18 protein-coding genes are annotated in these 22606 nt (G+C 37.8%); 7 read left to right on the top strand and 11 right to left on the bottom strand.

All coding sequences use genetic code 11. The features are described 5' to 3' along the window. Nucleotide 1: 1 nt before the first annotated feature. From pknB to PI85_RS11330, 11 genes are all read right to left on the bottom strand, one after another. The gene (gene pknB, locus PI85_RS11380; protein ID WP_036123892.1) at nt 2-1990 is read right to left on the bottom strand and encodes a Stk1 family PASTA domain-containing Ser/Thr kinase; all 1989 of its coding nucleotides are present in this window, start codon (nt 1988-1990) and stop codon (nt 2-4) included. Nucleotides 1991-1992: 2 nt separating this feature from the next. Next, nucleotides 1993-2742, bottom strand: a complete 750-nt coding sequence (locus tag PI85_RS11375; protein ID WP_036123889.1) for a Stp1/IreP family PP2C-type Ser/Thr phosphatase — start codon at nt 2740-2742, stop codon at nt 1993-1995. 6 nt (nt 2743-2748) lie between these two features. Then, nucleotides 2749-3891, bottom strand: coding sequence for a 23S rRNA (adenine(2503)-C(2))-methyltransferase RlmN (rlmN, locus tag PI85_RS11370; protein WP_042737477.1), 1143 nt, complete (start codon nt 3889-3891; stop codon nt 2749-2751). Beyond that, complete coding sequence (gene rsmB / locus PI85_RS11365) at nt 3891-5252, bottom strand: 16S rRNA (cytosine(967)-C(5))-methyltransferase RsmB (protein ID WP_036123887.1); 1362 nt, start codon at nt 5250-5252, stop codon at nt 3891-3893. The genes rlmN and rsmB overlap by 1 nt, the downstream gene beginning before the upstream one ends. Beyond that, nucleotides 5249-6190 (bottom strand): methionyl-tRNA formyltransferase, encoded by a 942-nt coding sequence (fmt, locus tag PI85_RS11360; protein ID WP_036123884.1) that lies wholly within the window; start codon nt 6188-6190, stop codon nt 5249-5251. Before fmt ends, rsmB begins: the two co-directional genes overlap by 4 nt. Before the next feature lies 1 nt (nt 6191). Beyond that, nucleotides 6192-6686, bottom strand: coding sequence for a peptide deformylase (gene def, locus PI85_RS11355; protein WP_025113892.1), 495 nt, complete (start codon nt 6684-6686; stop codon nt 6192-6194). Nucleotides 6687-6775: 89 nt separating this feature from the next. Then, complete coding sequence (priA, locus tag PI85_RS11350) at nt 6776-9187, bottom strand: primosomal protein N' (protein ID WP_036123881.1); 2412 nt, start codon at nt 9185-9187, stop codon at nt 6776-6778. Further along, nucleotides 9184-10194 carry a bifunctional phosphopantothenoylcysteine decarboxylase/phosphopantothenate--cysteine ligase CoaBC gene (gene coaBC / locus PI85_RS11345; RefSeq protein WP_036123878.1) on the bottom strand — a complete coding sequence of 337 codons (1011 nt, stop codon included), beginning with the start codon at nt 10192-10194 and terminating at the stop codon, nt 9184-9186. The genes priA and coaBC overlap by 4 nt, the downstream gene beginning before the upstream one ends. Before the next feature lie 99 nt (nt 10195-10293). Further along, on the bottom strand, nt 10294-10521 hold the full coding sequence (rpoZ, locus tag PI85_RS11340; RefSeq protein ID WP_008173785.1) for a DNA-directed RNA polymerase subunit omega: 228 nt from the start codon (nt 10519-10521) through the stop codon (nt 10294-10296). A 3-nt stretch (nt 10522-10524) separates the two neighbouring features. Next, nucleotides 10525-11142: a guanylate kinase gene (gene gmk / locus PI85_RS11335; protein ID WP_036123874.1), complete on the bottom strand. Its 618-nt coding sequence runs from the start codon at nt 11140-11142 to the stop codon at nt 10525-10527. Nucleotides 11143-11185: 43 nt separating this feature from the next. Further along, nucleotides 11186-12061, bottom strand: coding sequence for a YicC/YloC family endoribonuclease (locus tag PI85_RS11330; protein ID WP_036123871.1), 876 nt, complete (start codon nt 12059-12061; stop codon nt 11186-11188). Between the two features lie 259 nt (nt 12062-12320). On the opposite strand from PI85_RS11330, the gene PI85_RS11325 reads away from it, so the two are divergent. The 7 genes from PI85_RS11325 (at nt 12321) to PI85_RS11295 (ending at nt 22498) form a co-directional block, all read left to right on the top strand. Then, nucleotides 12321-14015: an NFACT family protein gene (locus PI85_RS11325; protein ID WP_036123867.1), complete on the top strand. Its 1695-nt coding sequence runs from the start codon at nt 12321-12323 to the stop codon at nt 14013-14015. A gap of 252 nt (nt 14016-14267) precedes the next feature. Next, entirely contained in the window at nt 14268-15953 is a 1686-nt protein-coding gene (locus tag PI85_RS11320; protein WP_036123864.1) for a methyl-accepting chemotaxis protein, read from the top strand. Nucleotides 15954-16865: 912 nt separating this feature from the next. After that, nucleotides 16866-18527: a peptide ABC transporter substrate-binding protein gene (locus PI85_RS11315; RefSeq protein ID WP_036123861.1), complete on the top strand. Its 1662-nt coding sequence runs from the start codon at nt 16866-16868 to the stop codon at nt 18525-18527. A 132-nt stretch (nt 18528-18659) separates the two neighbouring features. Next, entirely contained in the window at nt 18660-19589 is a 930-nt protein-coding gene (locus tag PI85_RS11310) for an ABC transporter permease (protein ID WP_031418948.1), read from the top strand. After that, complete coding sequence (locus tag PI85_RS11305; protein ID WP_036123860.1) at nt 19589-20509, top strand: ABC transporter permease; 921 nt, start codon at nt 19589-19591, stop codon at nt 20507-20509. Before PI85_RS11310 ends, PI85_RS11305 begins: the two co-directional genes overlap by 1 nt. A gap of 14 nt (nt 20510-20523) precedes the next feature. Continuing rightward, entirely contained in the window at nt 20524-21579 is a 1056-nt protein-coding gene (locus PI85_RS11300) for an ABC transporter ATP-binding protein (RefSeq protein WP_036123858.1), read from the top strand. Next, nucleotides 21572-22498: an ABC transporter ATP-binding protein gene (locus PI85_RS11295; RefSeq protein WP_036123846.1), complete on the top strand. Its 927-nt coding sequence runs from the start codon at nt 21572-21574 to the stop codon at nt 22496-22498. Before PI85_RS11300 ends, PI85_RS11295 begins: the two co-directional genes overlap by 8 nt. Nucleotides 22499-22606: the final 108 nt, after the last annotated feature.

Below are 22606 nucleotides of genomic sequence, written 5' to 3'. Positions count from 1 at the left end.
CTTAATTGATATCGTTATAATTAACTTTTTCTTCTAAGATGATTTCTGAGTCACGGATAATTCTATAACTCGCATCTTTGCCTTCTTCAATAACAAGCTGTATATTGTAAGGCGTATCATTTAAAATTTCTAGCTCCGTAACTGGTTCTGAAAAAGTATGATTTTTATCTTGAATTTCAATGCGAACTTTTTGAGGTACACCCTCTTCTTTAGGTTTATACTCAATGACTACGGGCTTAAGCAGAAATTTCTCAGGCTTTTTAGCTGGTCCCTTACTAATTATAACCGATATAGCAGAACCTTCCTCCACCATAGTACCTGCTTTTGTCAATTGCGAAATTACACTACCAGCAGGGATCGATTCATGATAGTCTTCACGAGATACTCGCCAGCTGAGACCTACTCTATTCACATAGTTATCCATATCCGCTTTCGAATAATTCACAACATTTTCTACTCTGACCATACGAACACCTTGACTTACTTTAAAGGTAATCGTTTCCTCTTTCGCTACCACTTCCGTATCTGCCGGGATACTTTGCTCAATAATTCTACCTTCAGGTTCACGAGAAGGAACTTCCTCTTTCCTTACTTCTTTATACTTTCCTTTTATTAAAGCCTCTACTTGACTATAATTTTGACCGACATAATTATCAACGGTCGTCGTCTCCACACCTAAACTAACAATTAGGTCAATCTCTGAACCTTTTGCACGCATCGAGTTTTTCTCTGGATCGGTTTCTATAACATGACCCTTTTCAATGTCCTCATGATTTCGCTCCTGATGCTCCTCACCAACAACAAATCCCTCGGCTTCTAATTTTTTTGTAGCTTCCTCTACAGTCAAATTTATTACATCTGGGACTGCCACTTTTTTCGGGCTAAATAAATCTGCTGCAAATATGAAGAATAAGAAGATGATAATTACCGCTATTAATAATCCCGCCACAATCTTAGGCCATTTTTTCTTCTTTGCTTTAACAGGAGTAGGTTTTTTTACAGGTTTTTTAGGTAGTGCCTGAGCAGGAGATTTATATTCCACAATGGGTTCAATAACCCTTGTTTTAGTTAAATCTTCATCTTTCTTTAGAGCTTCCTCTTTAATAATTGGAATGGCCTTTGTCGCATCATTATCCACTGGAATAACAAACTTTGGTTCATTTATTCGGGAAGATGATAAGACGGTTTCCAAATCATCATACATTTCTTCCACTGTATTATAGCGATGAGATGCATCTTTTGCTGTAGCCTTGAGCACCACATTTTCCAAGCTTTGCGGAATAGTTCCATCAAAAGCGCGAACTGAAGGTGTTTCCGCTTGTAAATGCTTAAGGGCAATAGAAACAGCTGACTCCCCTGAAAAAGGTAATTCACCTGTTAATAATTCATACAATACAATACCCAGTGCATAAATGTCCGATTGACTTGTAGCCGTCCCACCCCGTGCCTGCTCTGGTGATAAGTAATGCACTGTCCCTAGCACAGAATTCGTTTGAGTAAAGGAAGTAGCGCTTAACGTCATGGCAATGCCAAAATCAGTTACTTTGACATTTCCCTCTGCATCCATCAAAATATTTTGTGGTTTAATATCACGGTGAATAATATGATTTTCATGGGCATTAGCAATAGCAGACGTTAATTGCTTCATAATATGCACACTTCTAGATGGAGAAATTGGTGCAAATTCTTGTATGTACTGCTTTAACGTTTTTCCTTGAACAAATTCCATCACAATATAGTGTAGATCCCCATCGTCACCTACATCATAAACACTAACAATATTAGGATGTGTAAGACTTGTGGCAGACAGTGCCTCACGTTGAAAACGTCGATGTAACTCATCCTCATTGGAAAAATCATAGCGTAATATTTTTATGGCTACATCACGATTTAATATCATATCATGAGCTAAATAAACATTGGACATACCTCCGCCACCAATGAGTTCTAAAATCTTATAACGGTCACTAATTCTTTTACCTACCAGCATTCTTACACCTCCTCATCCTTTTTAGTTAGTAGCACGAGGGAGATATTATCTTCTCCCCCGCTGGCATTTGCTAATTCTACAAGTTTACGTCCTTTTTCCAATATAGGATCAGGATACGTAATGATCGAAGCCATTTCATAGACAGTTAGTTTATTGCTTAATCCATCTGAACAAATGAGTAAATACGATTTTGGTGCCAACTCTACTTCATAAAAATCTGGTTCTATTGCTTCTTCTGTACCAACAGCTTTTAAGATGAAATTTTTCTTTGGATGCGTCAATGCTTCCTCTTCACTAATTTCTCCATTTTCAACCAGTACATTCACATAAGAATGATCTCTTGTGATTTGTTGTGCACCATCTTCAAAGAAATAATACACACGACTATCTCCAACATGTGCAATGAAACAATGATGTTCTTCTATTAACACTGCAATAAACGTCGTGCCCATTCCTTTACAGTCTTCGTGTGATAAAGAATAGTCATAAATATTTTTATTCAATTGCTTTACTGTTTGTAATAACCATTCTTTCTTTGATGTCGTTGATACAAAATGATGTGCGTCTGCCTGTAAAAAAAAGGTCTCCATCTGTTTTATTGCCATATCACTTGCCACATCTCCAGCATTATGACCACCCATGCCGTCCGCCACAAGTGCTAGCGCAAGCCCATCAGGACGTTTAAATAATGCAGCACGGTCTTCATTAATTGATCGTTTTAAACCAATATCACTTTCGACTGTGTATTCCAACACTGGTCACCTCGTTTCTTCAGATCTCTCTTGCGCACGTAATTGACCACACGCAGCCGCAATATCAGAACCTTGCTCTCGGCGGATCGTTACGTTTATCCCATTTTTCTTTAATGTTTTTTCAAACGCAAAAATTTGGCTACGAGACGTACGAACATAATCACGTTCTGGTACGTAGTTAACAGGAATTAAGTTAACGTGACATTTAATTCCTTTAATTAAAGCAGAAAGCTCTTCTGCAATCTCTACTGAATCATTTTCACCAGACATTAATCCATATTCAAAACTTACACGTCTGCCCGTCTTTTTAGTATAGTAACGAACGGCTTCCATTAACTCTTCTAATTTATAGGCACGCGCAATTGGCATCAGCTTTTGTCGAGCCTCTTGATTTGGTGCATGTAAAGATACCGCAAAGTTAATTTGTAGTTGTTCATCAGCAAATTGATAAATTTTTGGAACGATTCCTGATGTGGATACAGTAATGTGACGCGCTCCAATATTTAATCCTTTTTCATGATTAATCACTTTTAAGAAGTTCATCATTGCATCATAATTATCGAAAGGTTCTCCAATACCCATAATAACAATATGTGATACTCGCTCACTTACTTCATCTAACGTTTGCTGTACTTTTACCACTTGCTCTACAATTTCCCCAGCTAATAAATGTCGTTTCAAGCCACCTAAAGTTGAGGCACAAAATGTACATCCAATGCGGCAGCCCACCTGTGTTGTCACACAAACAGAGTTTCCATATTCATGGCGCATTAATACTGTTTCTATAGAGTAACCATCTTGCAATTGGAATAAAAACTTAATGGTACCGTCTTTAGACTCCTGCTTTATAATTGTTGACAAGGTAGATAATGCAAAATTTGCAGCTAACTTGTCCCGTAATCCCTTTGAAAGGTTTGACATTTCTTCAAACGTCTTCACACGTTTATTATATAACCAATCAAAAATCTGTGCTGCACGGAAAGGCTTTTCTCCGTTTTCCTTTAACCAATCTTCTAATTGATGTGGTTGGAAAGAATAAATCGATTCCTTTAAATTTGGTTTTTCCTTTTTCACACGTCGAACTGGCTTTTCTTCTGCCTCTTCAACTAAATCGTTAATACGCTCATTAAATTCCTTTTGATCCAGCATTAGTTGGATTCTCCTTTTTTACGAAAGGCGGCAACGAAGAAACCGTCACTACCAAAGTCTTGTGGAAAGACTTGAAGCATGCCATTGGCTTGCTTTTCCGCTAATTTTGTTGGTAAAGATTCTAGTTGTATTGCTTCCATTTCTGGATGCGTTGCTAAAAAGGCTTTTACTGTGCCTTCATTTTCTTGTATATCGACTGTACAAGTACTGTACACAAGCTTACCTTCTATCTTCAATACTTTTGTCGCTGCATCTAATAATGCTAGTTGGATTGTTTGAAGATTTTCTAAATCTTCTTCTCGCTTCGTATATTTAATATCCGGCTTACGTCTCATAACTCCTAGTCCACTACATGGTGCATCCACTAAAACGGCATCATAAGACTCTGCTTGTAAAAATTCAGGTGCTTTGCGACCGTCAATTGGGGCTGTTTCAATAATATCTAGCCCTAGACGTTCTGTATTATGGTCGATTAAATCTAATTTATGTGGATGAAGATCTGTTGCTAAAATAGAGCCTTCATTTTTCATGATTTCTGCTAAATGAGTTGTTTTACCACCTGGTGCTGCACACATATCCAAGACACGCATACCAGGAGATGGATTTAGAACATTGGCTGGTATCATTGAACTCTCGTCTTGAATAGTAATATGCCCCTCTTTAAATGCATGGGTGTGAGCGGGTTGACCATTTGTTAAATGTAGACATTCTGGGATGACGTCGCTTTGCTTCGCTGTTAAACCTTCCGCTTCGAGTTCCGCTATCGCTTGCTCAACAGTTACCTTTGTTGTATTGACACGAACAGTTTGCATAGGAGGTACATTATTTTCATGTAACATGCCTGTAGCGACTTCTAGACCATAATTATCAACAAAACGTTGTACTAGCCAAATCGGATGACTTGTTTCAATAGCAAGACGCTCTATTGGATTTTCGATATCAGTTATAGCAGGTACACCTTGACGCAAGACAGATCTTAAAATACCATTGACCGTCGAAGCAATACCACGATGCCCTCTGCGCTTCGCAATTTCTACTGCCTCATTAACGGCTGCATGCGCTGGGATACGCGTTAAATACTGCATTTGATACAAAGATATACGCAATAACCAACGAACCCAATGATCTATAGAACCACGGATAAAAGGCTCTAAATAATAATCAAGAGTCATTTTATGTTGTAATGTGCCATATGTTAATTCTGTTAATAAAGCACGGTCCTTCGCCTCTATTTTATGTCGTTTAATGGTTTCATTGAGAAGTAAATTGCTATAGGCTTGATTTTTATCAACTGCTAACAGAATAGACAATGCGGCATCTCGCACATTTCCATCCCAAATTACTACACTTTTTTTACTCATTTGAATTGGTCCCCAATCTGTAATTTAGAACCTGTACCACGTAAATATTCCTCAGCTGTCATGCGCTTTTTACCTGCAGGTTGTACATCAAATAATGCTAAGGTTGTCCCTTTGCCAGCCGCTACTTCAAAATGATCTTTTGCAATCGCTACAACAGTACCAGGAATCTTATCATGCTTGCTATTGCCAATAGTTGCCCACCATACTTTAAAATTACCATCCTCAAAAGTGGTATATGCTACAGGCCACGGATGAAGTCCGCGTACTTGATTGTAAAGAGTTGTCGCATCCTTTGTCCAATCAATACGTTCCTGCTCTCTCGAAATATTGCTCGCAAAAGTAACCTGCGTTTCATCTTGCACTGTACGGCTATTTGTTCCATTAATAATAGATGGAAGTGTGTCCTTTAATAAATCACGACCAACTATACTTAGCTTATCAAAAAATCCACCTGTATGATCATCTTGTTCAATTGGAATAGCTCTTTGAGAAATAATATCACCTGCATCAAGTTTTTCTGCCATATACATAATTGTGACGCCAGTTTCCTTTTCACCATCCATAATAGCTTGGTGAATAGGGGCGCCTCCACGATATTTTGGTAATAACGAAGCATGGACATTAATACAGCCGAGTGCAGGAGCATCCAATAGTTCTTTCGGTAATATTTGTCCAAATGCAGCGGTAATGACTATATCTGGTTGTAACGCAAGAATCTGTTGTAGCTCCTCTGATCCACGTAGCTTTTCTGGTTGGATAATAGGTAATCCTAGCTCTAATGCTGCTGCCTTGACAGGTGGTGGTGTCAATACACGTTTACGTCCTACTGGTCGATCAGGTTGTGTCACTACTGCTTTAATATCGTACCCTTCTTCATGTAGCATACGCAAAATGGGTGCAGAGAAGTCAGGTGTCCCCATAAAAATAATCGAAGTCATTTTATTCCTCCTCGTCTGCATACATTTCTTCAAGTTCTTCTGCAGTTATAACACGTTTAATTTTTGAATCAAATAGCACGCCATCTAAATGATCAATTTCATGTAAAATTGCTCTAGCATCAAAGCCCCCTGCTTCTAATTCATAAACACGTCCTTCACGGTCACATGCTTCAATTTTTACATAGCTAGGGCGTTCTACCTCACCATATAATCCTGGGAAACTCAAACAACCTTCAATATCTATTTCCGCCCCATCCGTTTCAATAACAGTTGGATTAACCATTTCTAAAATATCGCGTTCTTCACCTAGTTCTACAATCGCTACTCGTAAACCTATATCAATTTGTGGTGCTGCAATGCCAACACCATCATATTCCACCATTGTGTCATATAAATCATCCAGTAATGTAATGAGTTCATCGTTTATTTCTGTTACTTCAGCACATGGTGTTGAAAGTACTTGTGCTGGGTGTTCGATTACTTTTTTTATTGCCATTTTTATTTCCTCATTTCCGCTTTTAGCTTGAGCCATACCATTTTATTTATTTTATGGTCTTATGCTCGTAAAACTGTGTTTATATACTCTTATATAGTAGACGGATCTAAATCTACCGTCATTAATATTCCTTGTTTGATCCAATCTGCTCGATACATAGCGAGCAGACGCTGTAATACTGGAATAAGATTTGGTTCAATTTTATATTTTATCAAACATTGATAACGATATCTATTTTGGAGTCGAGCAATACTTGCCGTCGTTGGGCCAATAATAGCTACTTGATCCGATAAATTTCCACGGAGCCAATCCGCCATACGTCCTGCATATTCAGCAGCCATCATAACATCCTCATGAGAAATCTGAACAAGCGCTACATAATAATATGGAGGATAACTGGAACGACGGCGTAAAAACATCTCTCGCTCATAAAATGGCTCATAATCCTGCGTTTTAGCTAATTCAATAGCATAATGCTCGGGTGTATAGGTTTGAATAATTACCTCTCCGGGTTTATCATGCCTTCCTGCCCTCCCACTTACCTGTGTTAAAAGCTGAAATGTACGTTCTGCTGCACGATAATCTGGTAAATGTAAGGAAGTGTCGGCGCTCAGTACACCTACAAGTGTAATATTTGGAAAATCAAGCCCTTTTGCAATCATCTGCGTGCCCAATAAAATATCTGCATGCTCTTCACCAAAAGCAGCTAATATTTCTTCATGTGCACCTTTATGCTTTGTGGTATCTACATCCATACGTAATACCCTTGCTTCTGGGAACAGCTTATATATTTCTTCCTCGACCTTTTGTGTACCAGTACCAAAATAACGAATATGGTCACTTTGACATTGTGGACATATTTGAGGAACATGTTCCTCATAACCACAGTAATGACATTTCAATTTTTCAGTTGTACGATGATAGGTTAATGAAATATCACAGTTGGGACATTGTACAACGGTCCCACAATCCCGACAGAGCACAAAAGACGAGTAGCCACGTCGATTTAAAAACAACACCATTTGCTCTTTTTTCTCTAATCTAACACGGATTGCTTCTATAAGTGATTGAGAAAACATGGAACGATTTCCTTGTCGAAGCTCCTCACGCATATCTGAAATAAAAACGGTTGGTAATGACTGATGTAAGGCTCTCAGCTTTAATGAAAGTAAGGTATAAACACCTTTTTTTGCTCTTGCAAAAGATTCTAACCCAGGTGTAGCACTACCCAAAATAACAGGGCAGTTATAATATTCACTACGCCAGATAGCTACATCTCTTGCATGGTAACGTGGTGAGTCTTCTTGCTTATACGTTGACTCATGTTCTTCATCCAAAATAATAAGGCCAATATTTGTAAAGGGGGCAAATATTGCTGAACGAGCACCAACAACTACTCTCACTTTTCCTTGTTGGATTTTACGCCATTCATCATACTTCTCGCCAACCGACAATCCGCTATGCATAACTGCAACCATCTCTCCAAAACGACTACGGAATCGCTCCGTCATTTGAGGTGTTAAAGAGATTTCAGGTACAAGCATAATAGCTTCTTTGCCTTCGTTCAACACTTTTTGTATCGCCTGCAAATAGACCTCTGTCTTGCCACTCCCTGTTACACCATGCAATAAAAATGTTTGCGCTTGTTGCTTCTCCATAGCCACGGTAATGGCTTGTAAAGCAATTTGTTGCTCATCCGTTAATTGTAAGGCTTGCGTACGTGAAACTTCATTTGTAAACGGGTCACGGTATACTTCTTCTTGAATAAATTGCGCCGCACCTTTGTCAATAACGCTTTCTAAAACTGATGAAGAGACTCCTGCTTCCTCACAAATTTGCTGAGGTGACAAAACTTCTCCTAAATGCTGCCTCATCCATTCTAGTAATAGACGTTGCTTCACAGCTCTAGCTGATTGCTCTATCGCTTTTTCAATAATGCTTGGCTCTTCAATAATTTTCACCATTCGTATTTCTTTTACATGACCCTGTTGTTTCACAATATTATCAATAGTCACCATTTTTTGTGCAACTAATTGTTTTAATAAAGGCAGTAAACCTGCACGTTCAAATTCTTTAAAATTAGCTTTTTGTCGTTTACCAAAAATCACTTGTACTTCACTCGGGATATTGTGATCTTCATGTAGCTTTACAATTTTTTCATATTTTGCACGTAATGCTGAAGGTAACATTACTTGTAAAGCATCTATTTCATAGCAAATCGTTTGATTCTTCAACCACTTTGCCATTTGTAGCATTTCACCAGTTAGTACTGGCTCCATATCTAAAATTTGAGCAATTGATTTTAATTTATTGAGTGGCACTTCTGTTTCAGTTTTTATGCCCACGACAAAGCCTAAAACATTCCTAGGACCAAATGGCACTTTTACACGACAGCCCATTTCTATTACATTTACCCATTCAGGTGGTACTTGATAATCGAAGGGACGATCCACATGGTAGGTCGAGACATCTACAATGACTTCCGCTATTAAAAAGCTCATTGCTCCTCACCCTTTAGTATTTGAGCCCATAACGTTCGGGCAAAATGCTGTGGATTAGTTGTAGCAATGATCTGCCCATTTATTTGAGCTTCCTCACTGAAGTCAATCCAATGCTCCGATTGAATGCTTAGCAGAGGTTCGCCAAGCACTTCTTGTCCAAATGTGACAGCCTTGATACCCTCTACTGAAATAAGTGGTGTTTTCTCTATTGTCGGTACATTAGCTGCATGTATGAAGAGAACCTCTGGGTCCTGATTTTTATAGTTTTCCAGCTGTTGCATCAAATCATTCAAACTACTATCTTCTATTTGAATCACATGCGCTCCTAAGATCCTCGCCTCATTAGCCAAAGCCTGTCCAATGACACCATTTGCTTGTGGTTTAATCATATGCTTTTCATCAAACGGTACATGCAGGGCACCAACTGTCACTACTACCGTTTTATTTGTGAGAGGTTTTAGTGTCGCTGTCGTGGAAAAAAAATCCTGTACAATAGCTGTTATTTTTTCAGGTTCCTCTAAGCGCCCCTTCCCAACATAGCCACATGCTAAAAACCCTTCTGAAGGTTCGATAAATTGGTAGCCATCTGCTGCTAACCGATCTAAGTTACGCTTTACTGCTGGATGGTCATACATATGTACATTCATAGCTGGAGCTATCCACACAGGCGCAGTAGTAGCAAGTAAGGTTGTTGATACCATATCATCCGCAATTCCATTGGCCAATTTCCCAATCATATTGGCAGTTGCTGGTGCAACTAAAATCAAATCAGCCCAATCCGCTAAATCAATATGGGCAATCACATTTGAATCTTTTTCATCAAATGTGTCAAAATAAACATCATTTTTAGACATCACTTGAAAGCTTAATGGATTCACAAACTGTCTAGCAGAGGCAGTCATTATCACTTTTACGTTCGCCCCTGCTTGTGATAGCTTGCTAACTAGAGCAACAGCTTTATATACGGCAATCCCGCCTGAAACACATAGTAAAATATTTTTATTCATGCTAGGTGTCTTCCCTTCAAATGATAAGCTCCCAAAGGAGGATTCCCTGGGAGCTCTCGGCATTCTGTATAATCAAATCAACTGCTGACTAACTTGAAGTTAGATTTCGTCTTCGTACACAGTTGACTCATCCTGTGATACTTTCGTAAGTACACCTGCCGCTACTTCTTCAAGTGCTTTCCCTACGTATTTATGAGATACGTACTTGTGTAAACGTTCTGTGTTTTGCTCTTCCTGCATTTGACGAGCACGTTTTGAAGCAAGGCTCACTAGTGAATATTTTGAATCGATTTCTTTTTTTAAAGCATCTACTGATGGGTATAACATTGTTTATTCTCCTCTCAACATTGACAAATATCTTTTTTCAACACGTTCTCTACGGCAATGCTCTGCTTTAATAATCGCATTAATACGATCACAGGCATTTGTCACTTCATCATTCTCTACAACATAATCGTATAAGCTCATCATTTCAAGCTCTTCACTTGCTGTAGCAATACGTTTTGCTATGATGTCCTCTGTTTCCGTCCCACGTCCAACTAAACGATCTTTTAATTCAGTTAAACTTGGAGGGGCTAAGAAAATAAATAAGGCATCTGGGGCTTTTTTACGAATCTGCGCTGCACCCTGCACTTCGATTTCTAAAAACACATCGCGACCTGCATCCAGTGTTTCATTCACATAGGCTAATGGTGTACCATAGTAGTTTCCTACAAATTCAGCATGCTCTAATAAGCCACCCTGTTCAATTAACGTTTCAAAGTCTTCACGTTTCTTGAAAAAATAGTCTATACCATCGATTTCACCTTCGCGAGGATTTCGTGTCGTCATCGAGATGGAATACTCATAATTCGTATTCGGCTGAGAAAATAATTCTTTTCGCACTGTCCCTTTACCTACACCAGATGGGCCAGACAGAACAATTAATAATCCACGTTCTTTTATCATTTATTCTCTATATCTCCCTTAATTTATAACAGACACGTGCAAGTTATTCGATATTTTGAACTTGCTCACGCATCTTTTCTAAAATTGTTTTCGCCTGAACAACAGCAACCGCTGCTTCTGTAGATTGATTTTTCGAGCCAATCGTATTGATTTCACGATGAATTTCCTGCATTAAAAAGTCTAATTTCCGTCCAACTGAAATCGTTTCATGTAACGTTTCTTCCAATTGATTAAAATGACTATCCAATCTGTCTAATTCCTCAGAAATGTCAACGCGTTCTGCAAAAATCGCTACTTCTGCTAGTAAACGGTCATCTAACAAAGTTCCATCTGCAACCTCTGCAATCCGTTCTACTAATCGTGTACGATATTTTTCAACAGCAAGAGATGAACATGAACGTATTTGGTTCACTTGTTCTTTTAACTGTTCCTTATATTGTACAACAACTTCCTGCAATTCTTGCCCCTCACGCTCACGCATAAGTACGAGCTGTTTTAACGCCTGTGAAATCGCTTGTTCAACAGCACTAAGCAAATCCTCAGGTGTTAATTGTGGTTTTTGCTGTACGAGTGCTTGCTCTAACGATAAAAGCTCCTGCATCGTCCATTTTTCCTCTAGTGGTACTTTACTTGCTAATTGCTCTTTTGCCTTACGATACGCTTCAATTAATGACCAATTAATCTCGATAGCTTGCTCTACATTTTCTAAGTCCTTCACATATACCATCACATCAATTTTGCCGCGTGACAAAGCTTGAGAAATAAATTTCTTTGCAAAAATTTCAGCTTCAAGCCATTCTTTCGGAAATTTAGCGTTAATTTCTAAAAAGCGATGGTTGACCGAGCGCATTTCTACGGTTAATTGAAAGTCTCTAGTTGTTGTGACACCTCTGCCAAAACCAGTCATACTACGCACCAAGGTTCGTCACACCTTTCTTTGCATACTGGGAATATTATAACATAAGCTTTATCGAATATGACGAATCTCCAAAAAAAATTGGATCGAATAAGAGCTAATTCTACCACAATTGAAGCTATATTTTAATATTCGCCTAAAAAATGCTATGATAAACATACAATTAGTGCTCTGCTGAAGCTTGGAAATAGCGAATGCAAGTGCAACAAGAAAAAATACGAAAGTACCAAGATGCTTGCTATCATTGGAAAGAGGAATTCATATGGCATTTGACGGCTTATTTACTTATTCAATAACAGCCGACCTACAACAGCTTGTGACAGGTCGAATTACTAAAATACATCAACCTAACGCTCAAGAGGTTATTTTACATGTTCGTGCAAACGGGAAAAATCATAAATTGCTTTTTTCTATTCATTCTTCTTATGCACGAGTGCATCTTACGGAACAATCGATTGAAAATCCTGCAGAGCCTCCTATGTTTTGTATGCTGCTGCGCAAGCATTTAGAGGGTGGTTTTATTTCCTCCGTTAAACAGCTTGGATTTGACCGTATTATAATAGTAGAAATCGAAAGTAAAAATGAAATTGGCGATCCTATTGTTAGACAATTACATGCTGAAATTATGGGTAGACATAGTAATCTACTTTTAATTGATAAAGAGCAAGATAAAATTGTTGATAGTTTAAAGCACTTGCCTCCATCTGTAAACAGTTTTCGTACCGTATTACCTGGCCAGCCTTACTTGGCTCCACCAACACAAAATAAATGGAATCCTCTATTAGTTACAGAGGAAGAGCTGGCAACATTTTTTGTGGAAACTAAAAATGCCAAAGATATTGTGACACAATTTACTGGCTTTTCACCTCTTCATGCTGAGGAATTATTGTACCGTATGACATCAGCATCCAATCGAGTACAATGTTTTAAAGAATTTATAGCCAGCTTCGCAAATGGTGGAACGAGCCCTATGTATGTATTGGCTAATCATAAAACCTACTTCTCACCAATTGAATTAACTCACTTACATGGAGATATGACAACATATCCGAATGTTCACGAGCTTCTTGATCGAGTATTCTTTGCACGTGCCGAGCGGGACCGTGTCAAGCAGCAAGCGGGTGATTTAGAAAGATGGCTACAAAATGAAATTGATAAACTGGCTTTAAAAACGAAAAAGCTAACAAAGGACTATGAGCGTGCCTCAAAGCTCGATCAATTTCAGTTATATGGTGAATTGTTAATGGCTAATATTTACTCCTTTGAAAAGGGTGTCAAGGAAGTAACGGTCATTAATTACTACAGTGAAAATAGCGAAGAGATTACGATCCCCGTCAGTGAGCGTAAAACACCTATAGAAAATGCTCAAGGCTATTATACAAAATATACTAAGGCCAAAAATGCATTAATCATGGTGCAACAACAACTTGAAAAAACAAAAGAAGAAATTACTTACTTTGAAATGCTGGCACAACAAGTGCAGCAAGCAGCACCAGGAGATATTGAAGAAATTCGTGAAGAACTAGCCGAACAGGGCTACTTAAAGCTACGTCATTCTAAGAAAAAGAAAAAGCCTGTGAAACCTGAACCCGAGCGCTATATTTCTTCCACAGGTATAGCCATCTCTGTTGGCAAGAACAACAAGCAGAATGATATGCTGACATTTAAAATCGCAAAACGCACAGATATATGGTTACACACGAAGGATATTCCAGGCTCTCATGTTGTCATTCATTCTAGTGAACCCGATGAAACAACTCTACGGGAAGCAGCCACATTAGCTGCTTATTTTTCAAAGGCAAGAGAGTCTTCTTCTGTTCCAGTCGATTATACAGACATTCGTCAGGTCAAGAAACCAAATGGGGCTAAACCCGGTTTTGTGATTTACTTCGAACAAAAAACCTTGTATATCGATCCAGATGAGGCACTCATATTACAATTAAAAAAGCAGTCGTAAAGATAGAGACCGAGATAAATTTTCTCGGTTTTTTCTTTTTTTCAATTTATAGCACGTAATCCGTACTATAAATCAATGAAAACAGCCACATCTTGATTGATTCTTACAGACAATCTTCCTTATTATAATAACAATAAAAAAACATATGAATCATCTGAACTGTTTCTTACAACAGTTATTGACTTCTACCCTTTAGCAAAGCAAAATCAAAATATAAAAGATTGAATAGCATTTCGGAAAGGGCGTATCAATATGTCTGTAGGCAAAAAATTAAGTTTCGGTTTCTTTACCATTATTCTCACGTTAATCATTTCATTAATGATTATGTTCATGCTATTTTCAAATATAGAAAAGAAGATTGAAAATGCATTAGAAGTTCACGTAGCCCTTGTGGAATTAGCAGATGATATTCAATTTGAAATGGCCATGCAAGGTCTATTTATCCGCGCCATTATTATCGAAGACAATCCTGCGAATAAAGAAAGTTTTACAGAACATGCAAATTTACTCGATAAGCTAGTAGCTGAAATCAACGAAAAATCAAATTCCTCTGAAATGGATACATATGCAAACGAATTAAATACATTTAATGATGCTTTTAATAAATCAGCTACTGAGGCACTAGCACTTTTTGAAGCAGGCGACTTAGAAGGAGCTTTGCAAAAGGTTAATGGTGAAGTGCAGCAAGCTAATAAAGGCATCCAAGATATATCCAATAAAATTGCGAATTATCAAAAGGGTCAACTCGAAACGGTTACACAAGAATCTAAACAAGCTGTGTTCAACTCTCAAATCATTTCAATTATTGCCATTATTATTGGTGTTGTCCTTGGCATTATTCTGATGGTTTATATACAGCGAACTATTTCTCGCCCTTTAAAATCGGTAGTCCATTCGGCAAACCAAATTGCAAACGGAGAACTGTTCCATCAAGATGTCACTCACCATTCTAAAGATGAAATTGGTCAACTTTCAACGTCCTTTAATTCAATGAAAGGCAATCTAAAGAACTTATTAACCCATATTCAAGACAATGCTGAGCATTTAACAGCATCAGTAGAAGAACTTTCTGCTTCTACCGAGGAAATTACTTCCTCCGCTGATGAAATAACGGTGCGTATTAATGAAACAGCCAATGTTGCTAAAGCAGCCACAGTTGCTGCCAATGAAAGTGCTCATGCAATGGATGAAACAGCCGTAGGTGTTCAACGTATAGCAGAAGCAACGCAACAACTTCATCACAGTGCTGTAACAACGAACGAATTAGCTACAAACGGGAACAGTACCGTAGAGAATGCTCAACAACAAATGAATGTAATCCATGATTCAACACAAATCATTAATAATCTTGTTCAAAAATTAAGTAAACAATCAGAAGAGATTAGCCAAATCACTACAGTTATTACAGCCATTACCGATCAAACAAATTTATTAGCACTAAACGCTGCCATTGAAGCAGCCCGTGCTGGAGAGCATGGAAAAGGATTCGCAGTTGTCGCGGATGAGGTTCGGAAGTTAGCTGAGGAATCTAAACAATCGGCTAATCAAATTGTTGCCTTAACGCAGGAGATTCAAGAAGATACGCAAAATGTAGAGAAAGCTGTTTTAGATGGCCTCCATTCGGTTACAGACGGCGTCAAAATCATTGGACATGCAGGACAAGCATTTGAGGCAATCGTGAAAGCCATCAATGCAATGACAGATCAAATAGAAGATATATCAGCAACTTCTGAAGAAATTTCAGCTAGCGCAGAACAAGTAGCAGCTTCTGTCGCAGAAATTGCTCACGGCGCTTCAACTAGCTCAGATAGCACACAAATAGTGGCCGCCGCTAGCAAAGAACAAACAATCACGATGCAACAAATCAATCAGGTTGCCGCACATCTAAGTGAAAAGTCCTTAGATTTACAGCATCAAATTAATCAATTTAAGCTTTAATGAAGCAAATGGTGCATTCTATATACCGGAATGCACTATTTTTTTATTCATTTTATTATGTAAATTTCCCGAATCATAATGCACAACACCTCAAACAGGAGGTTTGGTAAAGGACTTGAACGTTAAAAAATCAGATTTTTAGTAATTATTTGCATAATCAATCCTTGCCAGTAAGACAATTGACATCCTCAAAAAAACACTACAAATAAAATGGATTAAATTAGCAAAGTGCGTACTGAATTCAAGGTATTTATATACTTCAACTTTAATGAATAAAACTTAACCTGATTGCATATATACATAGCTAACCTCATTCCAAGGAAATTATTTCAATAGAATATATTTAACATAATCAATCTTTCGTTAAATCCATTTTTTTCTTAGTATGGGTACATTTTTTCATAGATTAACTCTATTATTTCTTTTCACACTCCACAATTGGATAATCCTAGAAAATTACAAAATAAGTTTCTTATATATCATTAATAGATAGAAATATTCATATTTCGAGATCATAAATTACAAGAAATTACCTGCAAATGAATGTAATTCACTTAGTTTTGCTTAGATTTTCTACAAATCTATACAATATCCTCAAAGTATTACATCTATGACTTTTGTATCATTTTTCAAATATTGATATTATTATCGAAAAAATAGGAATTTTCTATATAGTAAATCATTTTTTTATTTTTATTCTATTTTTGATATTCAGAATAGGTAAATATCAAATTTTTATTACACAAGCACTCTATTTCATTAGCGTGGTAAATCGGAAAAATTTATTATTCTCTTAACTGTCAGATAATACTATATAAATTTGAATCTTTTTTATTTTGTGCACAATGATTTTTTTGGTATATTAAATAGGAGCTTCACAAAAGGCTTAAAAATTGTATAAGGGGGATTCACATGAATAAAAACAAAAAGTTTTTATTACTAACAGTTCTTGCAGTATTTTCTTTAGTACTTGCTGCATGTGGCTTCGGTGGAGATTCGTCTGAAAAATCAAAAGACGATGGAAAAGATTCTGGTTCATCAGAAACAGCTTCTTCAGGCGGCGAATTAAATGTAGTAGTAGCTTCTGAACCACCATCACTTCATCCTGCATTAGCAACAGATACAACTTCTGGAGTTATTCTTACAAATACTTTTGAAGGATTAACAACGCTTGATGCAGACGCTCGTCCAGTTGCAGCTGCGGCTGAAAGCTGGGAAGTTAGCGAAGATCTAAAAACATACACGTTCAAATTACGTGATGCGAAATGGTCAAACGGAGATCCAGTAGTTGCTGGTGACTTCGAATATGCTTGGAAATGGGCATTAAACCCAGACAATCTTTCAGAATATGCTTCAATCCTTTACTCTATTAAAGGTGCTGCAGCATACAACAATGGTGAAGGTTCTGCTGATGACGTAGGCGTTAAAGCTGAAGATGACAAAACATTAGTAGTAACTTTAGAAAACCCAACACCTTACTTCTTAGAATTAACAGCATTCAAAACATACGCACCATTAAACCAAAAAGTAGTTGAAGGTAATGATGAGTGGTACACAGATGCTGGTGAAAACTTTGTAACAAACGGTCCATTCACATTAGGTGAGTGGAGACACAACGATACAATCGTATTAAAGAAAAACCCAGAATACTGGGATGCTGATAAAGTGGCTTTAGATACTGTTAATATCGGTATGGTTGAATCTGAAGCAACAGCAGTAACAATGTTCAAAGGTGGCGAAATTGATTACCTTGGAGCACCTTTCCAATCTGTAGCACTTGATGCTATCGATGGATTTAAAGCTGACAAATCTTTAAATATCAATGACCAAGCTTCTGTATATTGGTACAAGCTAAATACAAAAGATAAAATCACTGGAAACGCTAACATCCGTAAAGCGTTAGCATTAGCAGTTGATCGACAAGGATTAATTGATAATGTTACTAAAGGTGAACAAAAACCTGCATTAGGTATGGTTCCTACTGCGGTTCACGGCTTTGAAGAAGATCGTGGTTACTACAAAGATAACGATATCGAAGGTGCAAAAGCTGCACTTGAAGCTGGTATGAAAGAACTTGGTATTACAAACCCAGCAGATGTAAAAATTAACCTTTCTTATAACACAAGTGAAGCACACGCTGCTATCGCACAATTCGTTCAAGAGAACTGGACTAAAAACCTTGGTATCACTGTAGGTCTTGATAACTCTGAATGGCAAGTTTATTTAGAAAAGCTTAACCAATTAGACTACCAAGTTGGCCGTATGGGCTGGGTTGGTGACTACAATGATGCTTATACTTTCTTAGAAATGTATGACACTGCTGCAAACGGTAACAATGATACAGGTTGGGAAAATGCAGAATACAAAAAATTATTAGATCAATCTAATACAGAAGCAGACCCAGCTAAACGTCTTGAGCTTTTAAAACAAGCTGAATCAATTGCTGTTTCTGAGTTCCCAGTTGTTCCAATTTACTACTACACGAACCTTTCTGTAGTACAAGATTATGTGAAAGACATGAAGGCAGACATCCTTGGTAACATCTCTCTTAAAGAGGTTAAAGTAGAGAAATAATCAACAACATTTCGCTTATTTAGCTCTACAGCGAAGAGCTGCCTCGTAGCCCCTACGGCGCGAGTCAGCTCTTTTTAAAATACGAAGGCATATATTTGTCAGACAATTGACAAATAGAAGGAGGAGTTTTATGTGATTAAATATATTTTGAAAAGGCTGATGTATATACTTCTCGCGCTTTTCGTCATCGTAACTGTTACGTTTTTCTTAATGCGTCTCGCTCCTGGTAGTCCTTTTGCGAGTGAACGTAATTTCCCACCTCAAATCGAGGAGAAGTTAAACGAAACGTATGGATTAAATAACCCTTGGTATATACAATATAAAGATTATTTAATCGATACGGCCACTTTCAATTTCGGTGAGTCAATGAAATATAAAGCGCGTTCTACAAATGATATGATTTCTGAAAGTTTCCCTGTTTCGTTAACATTAGGGATTGAAGCTATGCTATTAGCAATTGGATTCGGTGTTTTAATTGGCGTAGTTTCCGCGCTATATCATAATAAGTTCCCGGATTATTTGGCAACGTCCTTTGCGGTGCTCGGTATATCAGTACCTTCATTTATCTTAGCAGGTTTAATGCAGTATTTCTTAGCCTTTAAGCTAGGTTGGTTCCCAATTAGTGGATGGAAAGGCTTTGTTTATAGTATATTACCAGCCTTTGCAATCGCACTCTCTCACATGGGCTTTATTGCAAAGCTAACTCGTTCAAGTATGCTTGAACAAAACAATAGTGAATATGTAAAAATGGCTCGTGCGAAGGGGATTGGCAAATGGACAATCGTATTCCGCCATACATTACGAAATGCCCTACTACCGGTTGTAACGTACATTGGTCCTTTAACTGCTGGGGTTGTTACAGGTAGTTTCATCGTAGAGCAAATTTTCGCTATTCCTGGACTTGGTAAACACTTCGTTCAAAGTATTACAAACCGTGACTATACGGTTATTATGGGTACGACAGTGTTCTATTCCATCATCCTTTTATTTGCGGTATTAATCGTTGATATTCTATATAGCGTAATTGATCCGCGTATCAAGCTGAAAGGAGCGAAAAAATAATGACACAGCAACAAATTGAAAAAGATAAGTTTAAAATTGTTGGTGGTAATCATGAAGCAACGGAAAAATTAGCTGATAAATCAGTCTCCTTTTGGAAAGAAGTATTTCTCCGTTTCTCTCATAATAAAATGGCCATTATTGGGATAATTATTTTGATTATTGTTATTTTAATGGCTATATTCGCACCAATTTTATCTCAATATAAAGCAAGTGATCAGCTTGGTGTATACAATGCACCACCATCTGCACAATTTTGGTTTGGGACGGATGACCTTGGTCGTGACATTTTCGTTCGTATTTGGGAAGGAGCTCGTATTTCCCTATTTATCGGAATTGCAGCAGCGATTATAGATTTAATTATCGGTGTAATTTGGGGAAGTATTTCAGGTTTATCAGGCGGTCGTGTTGATAATATTATGATGCGTATTGCTGACGTTTTAACTGCTGTACCTTACCTTTTAGTAGTAATCGTACTGTTAGTTGTTATGCAACCAGGTCTATTCCCAATGATTATTGCCTTGTCTATCACTGGATGGATTAATATGGCACGTATCGTTCGTGGTGAAGTATTATCTATTAAAAATCAAGAATACGTTCTTGCTGCTCGTACATTAGGTGCAAGTACAGGACATTTAATTATTAAACACTTAGTTCCGAATGCTCTTGGTGCCATTTTAGTAACGATGACTTTAACAATTCCATCAGCTATCTTCACTGAGTCATTCCTAAGTTACCTTGGTCTTGGGGTTCCTGCTCCAACTGCTTCATGGGGTACAATGGCTTCTGACGGTAATAAGGCTATAGCTAATGCACCATGGCGCTTGATTTTCCCAGCAGTATTTATCTCACTAACAATCTTTGCGTTTAACGCTGTTGGTGACGGCTTACGTGATGCTCTAGATCCAAAACTACGTAAATAAGGAGGTGGCCGAAAATGAGTAAAACAATTCTTGAAGTAAAAGATTTAAAAATTAACTTTAAAACTTATGCAGGGCTTGTTCATGCTGTACGTGGTGTTAACTTTGATTTAAAGGAAGGTGAAACACTAGCTATAGTTGGTGAATCAGGTTCGGGTAAAAGTGTTACGAGTAATGCATTAATGAAATTAATTCCACAGCCACCTGGTATTTATGAGTCAGGACAAATTTTATTTAATGGCCGTGATTTAGTTCCGTTAACTGATAAAGAAATGTCTAAAGTACGCGGAAATGAAATTGCAATGATTTTCCAAGATCCAATGACAAGTTTGAATCCAACGATGAAGGTCGGACGTCAAATAACTGAAGTAATTTTGCAACATAGAAAAGTTTCTAAAGCAGATGCAAAAAAACGTGCGATTGAGCTTTTAACACAGGTGGGTATCCCCTTCCCTGAGAAACGTTATAATCAATATCCACATGAATTTTCAGGTGGTATGCGTCAACGTGTTGTTATTGCGATCGCGCTTGCAGCTGATCCTAAGCTACTGATTGCGGATGAGCCAACAACAGCTCTAGATGTTACCATTCAAGCACAAATTTTAGAGCTAATGAAGGAAATTCAAAAGAACTCGAAAACATCTATCATTTTCATTACACACGATTTAGGTGTTGTGGCGAACATTGCAGATCGTGTAGCCGTAATGTACGCTGGACAAATCGTGGAGTATGGTACTGTTAATGATATTTTCTATAATCCTAAGCACCCATACACATGGGGTCTACTAGGTTCTATGCCTGATCTAGATAATGATACGGATGAGTTATTGCGCACGATTCCTGGTTCACCACCAGATCTTACGAACCCACCTAAAGGGGATGCTTTTGCAGCACGTAACGAGTTCGCAATGGCCATTGATTACGAACAAGAACCACCAATGTTCCAAGTGAGTGAAACGCATTTTGCAAAAACGTGGTTATTGCATCCAGATGCACCAAAGATTCCTCTTCCTGAAGCAGTTGCTAAACGTATTGAAGGGTATTTAGCAAAGGAGGCACAAGAAAATGACTAAAACTGGTGCTAAAAAAATTCTTGAAATTAAAAACTTAAAGCAGCATTTTGGGTCACCAAGTAATCCAATCAAAGCTGTAGATGGTATTAGCTTCGATGTTTATGAAGGTGAAACACTTGGTCTTGTAGGCGAATCAGGTTGTGGAAAGTCAACAACGGGTCGTTCAATCATTCGTTTATATGATATTACAGGTGGTGAGATTGTTTTCGATGGTGAAAATGTTCATGGAAAAAAATCTAAAAATGAGTTAAAGAATTTTAACCGCCAAATGCAAATGATTTTCCAAGATCCATACGCTTCTTTAAATCCTCGTATGACAGCCGGTGAAATCATTGGTGAAGCCTTTGATATCCATGGTCTTTACAAGGATAAAAATGTACGTCGTGGGAAAATTCAAGAGTTACTTGAAGCTGTTGGTTTAAACAAAGAGCACGCGAATCGTTACGCACATGAATTCTCTGGTGGTCAACGCCAACGTATTGGGATTGCCCGTGCGCTAAGCTTAGATCCTAAGTTTATCATTGCCGATGAGCCAATCTCTGCGCTTGACGTATCGATCCAGGCTCAGGTTGTTAACTTATTAAAACAACTTCAAAAAGAACGTGGCTTAACATATCTTTTCATTGCCCATGACCTTTCGATGGTAAAATACATCAGTGACCGTATTGCTGTAATGTACCGCGGTAAAATCATGGAAATCGGTAAAGCAGATGATATTTACAATCACCCTGTCCACCCGTATACAAAATCTTTATTATCAGCAATCCCACTTCCTGATCCAATGTCAGAGAAACGTCGTCAACGTATTCCATACAAGCATACTGAAGTTGACGAAACTGCATCGTATCATGAAGTAGGCGACCAACATTATGTATATGGCACTGCTGATTTAGTTAAAGCTTGGGTTAATAATCGATAAAAACTAACTGTATATCCATCCATTGGAGCTTTCCAATGGATGGATTTTTAATTGGGATATTAATGTCTTTTCCCCTTTTAGCTTATTTTAAGCAAGATACACTTCTTT

The organism is Lysinibacillus sp. A1 (genome assembly GCF_000801965.1).
Lineage (GTDB): Bacteria > Bacillota > Bacilli > Bacillales_A > Planococcaceae > Lysinibacillus > Lysinibacillus fusiformis.
Note: the sequence above shows the minus strand (reverse complement) of the source record. Positions and strands in the feature narration are given on the sequence as shown.